The 307-nt window shown below is 32.2% G+C and carries 1 protein-coding gene; it reads right to left on the bottom strand.

What is annotated here, in order from left to right:
- Positions 1 to 307 (bottom strand): FxsA family protein (locus tag ACFIO5_RS11960; protein WP_375705528.1); only part of this gene is annotated, 307 nt, incomplete at both ends.

Genomic DNA, 307 nt, shown 5'->3' with positions numbered 1-307 from the left:
TGCTTTCAGATCGATTATTTCCTCAGACTCATTTTGGGTCTTAGTACTGTTTTTATTATGTTTATTCATTTTATTTCTAAGTGATGAAAGTAAATACCAGGCAATACCACGGACTGGTTTAATAAGGAGTAATATTCCTAAGACATCGCTTACAAAACCTGGAAGAATAAGCAAAAACGCACCAAGAGTGATGAAGGCATCATCCATTATATGATTTTTTAGTGTATGTCCTTGGGTAAATTCACGTTGTATATTTTTAAAAAGATTAAGCCCTTGAATTCGCAACAAAGTAATTCCTATTATTGTT

Source organism: Bartonella sp. AA86SXKL (assembly GCF_042196885.1).
Note: the sequence above shows the minus strand (reverse complement) of the source record. Positions and strands in the feature narration are given on the sequence as shown.